Origin of the sequence: Acinetobacter johnsonii, from assembly GCF_048551975.1 — a bacterium.
Taxonomy (GTDB): Bacteria; Pseudomonadota; Gammaproteobacteria; order Pseudomonadales; family Moraxellaceae; genus Acinetobacter; species Acinetobacter johnsonii_A.
Genome location: NZ_JBIMCF010000060.1, coordinates 1 through 2,764, shown reverse-complemented (window position 1 = coordinate 2,764; position 2,764 = coordinate 1). Strand labels below are relative to the sequence as shown.

Sequence of the window (2,764 nt, the reverse complement as noted above, 5' to 3'; positions counted from 1 at the left end):
TCTTAATTTTTAGAATAAATTCGAGATCCTCATTACATTCTATGATTTGAGCTATATATTTCACTTTAATTAAGATTTTCTAAAATTAACATAATACACCTTATACGAAACGTGTTATAATTTAGCTTGAAATTCATATACTTATTTCAAAGTTTATAGCCCGAGCATCACTGTTCGGGCTTTTTTTATGATTTTTCACGTTCCACGCCTATTATTTGATCAATGTTCCACAACTTTGTTCATATCAGTTAAACAATCGTGGTTAATCATAGGGTCTAAAAAAACGGCTCCAAAAGCCCCTTTTCTCAGGCTCTGGTTCAATGTGTTTAGGCACAGGAATGCGCTTGTTTTCTGTTTTTTCCGGAGTAGTCAATCCGTCATCTTTCGCCTGAGTTTGGATCTCAGTTTGTACAGGAGTTTCTTTTTTTTGAGTAGTCAATCCATCATAGTTCGACTCACTTTTTAAGCTAGTGTCTGTTGCTGTATCTGATTTTGAATCGATAGACCTAGTTGTATAGGCTCTTGGAGCTTCTAATAATCGTTGTATCGCTTCGATTTGTTCATCCTTAACGTGTAATTGATCATTCTTGGCTTTTAATTCCTCGCGTTGAAACTGCTCACGCTCATGCGCCTGTTCAAGCTGTTTTTGAAGAATGTAAACCTGTTGTTCTAGTAGGTGAACTTCTGACAACTTTCGTGTTTCGGTTGTCTGTGAACTGTTCACATTTCTAGAGGATTCACCAAAAACTCGAATAGCTTCGGAAAGATCAATTTTACCATCACTATTCTTACTTAAATTACCTTTATTAACTTGCTTATAAATGGCTTGACGAGTCATTCCATACAGGTTTGAAAGCTCAATAACAGATAGTGATTTCATCTTGTAATTCTGGTTGTCTATTATGTGAACCAAGATACATCAACAAACAGTCAACCGCTACATATACAGTCGATCTTTATGCCTTAAAACCTAAATTTTTAAGATGAGGAATAAGTTGTTTTTGTTGTATTGGATCTCGCAGCATATCTTTAATTTTGATAGCTAAGTCGTCATAACTTTCACCTTGTTGTGCTAGGTGAGATACTTCATGTAAGCGTGAAAGCTGATTACCAAACATATTAATTTGTGAATCAGTCAATTTATAAAAATCATTCTGTTCAGATTTATGCTCAATATTTTTTGATTTTTCTTTAAACGTGAATTGAATGTGTGTGACTTTTCGGCCTGTTTTTATTTGCTCGTAAGATACATTTAAAGGGCTATGTTCATTGATTTGATCTACAGCTGTATCAATAACCCATCTTTTTAAATCAGCAGATAATGGATATCTTTTTCCTAGCTCCAACATACTTCTTAGAGATTCGATGGAAATCTCCCGTTTTCCTATTGAACGGTATTGGCTTAATAACTCATAAATACGAATAGCATAGGCACTACTCATACCAGCAATGTCAGATAATGAATACTTAGTAAATTCACGGCTTAGATTAGAAATGAAAGGTAAAATTTCTTTAGAAAACCTAATTCCTACAACGCTTTTACTTTCTAAAAATCGTATAGATTGAATCCATCTCATTTTGATTGATTCATCATTAATAGCTAAATTAATTGATCTGTCATATAAGCGGTTTACACCATCTTTTAGATCTCTATAAGCTGTTTTTTCATGAACCCCAAGTTTTTTTAAGTCATCAATAGTTACGCGATAAATTTCATCATCTGTAATGTCTTCAGCCCGACTAATTTTACTAATAGCTGCTAACACAATACGCTGTTCTGTTGAGCTGAGTTGATATGAAGCCTCAATAACTTGATTTGATTTAACTACTAGTTCTTTTTTAGATGGACTCATCATTTTTATTTCGAAAACTTAACTATGAGTACTATAATTCTCTCATAGTTAGTAGTCAATCCCTCATAGTTAAGTAGTCAATCCCTCATAGTTAGTAGTCAATCCCTCATAGTTAGTAGTCAATCCCTCATATTTAAGAGCTGAAAGCCTTGTCTTTAAGGGCTTTCAGCCTACCTAAAATATTTAAAATATTTAAAAATAATTAAAAAGACAATTTGAAAAATTGCCCTTGGTTTTCGCTACGCTCAAACTCTATTGAATCTCGCTTTCGCTTGATTCGTTGGGGCAATTTTTAGATCATGTTTTCGTGAATTTGAGAAAAAAGCAAAAGCAAGATCAAAAGCAACTTGGAATTCGCTTCGCTCATGAGCTTTTTTTCTCGCTACGCTTGGTAAATGAAGCAAACTTGAAAAGTTCGCACCCATTCGGGATGCTCTGTAAAGCAGGTGATTGAGGGATAGGGAGCTTGTAATCAGAGAAAAAGCTGGGCGAAATTTTGATTAAGCTTTATCACTCGTAGACACTCGTTCGGTTTTTTTCAATATCAGTCTGATATGGAAAATTGTTTTATGAAAATTGTTATTCGTTTTAAAGAGTTTTTTCAGCCTAGTTGCATTTCTCACTCTAAATAAGCCTATTTTGCGTTTATTGGCCTGTTTAGTCCTGTTTACATAGATTCCCCTATTTTTCGAAAAAAACCGCTTAAATGCAATTCTAGGCTGTTTTATGGCGATTTAGAAAATTCCTCGATTCTAATTTAGAGCGATAGCCCTTCTTTGATGTTTTTGGATTTTTCATTTCTGGTCAGCAGATCGGGTAATCCCCCCTAAAAATAATAGGATCTAAAAGTAGAATTTTCTCTTAAGATACGAGCAGGAGATTCTGCATGAAAACATCTAAATTTACTGACA

General features: G+C 34.1%; 2 protein-coding genes. Both read right to left on the bottom strand.

What is annotated here, in order from left to right; translation table 11 throughout:
• Positions 1–262: 262 nt before the first annotated feature.
• Positions 263–880 carry a plasmid replication DNA-binding protein gene (locus tag ACG9ZB_RS16555; protein WP_419326791.1) on the bottom strand — a complete coding sequence of 206 codons (618 nt, stop codon included), beginning with the start codon at positions 878–880 and terminating at the stop codon, positions 263–265.
• A gap of 76 nt (positions 881–956) precedes the next feature.
• Entirely contained in the window at positions 957–1,856 is a 900-nt protein-coding gene (gene repM / locus ACG9ZB_RS16550) for a replication initiation protein RepM (RefSeq protein ID WP_016650500.1), read from the bottom strand.
• Between the last annotated feature and the right edge of the window lie 908 nt (positions 1,857–2,764).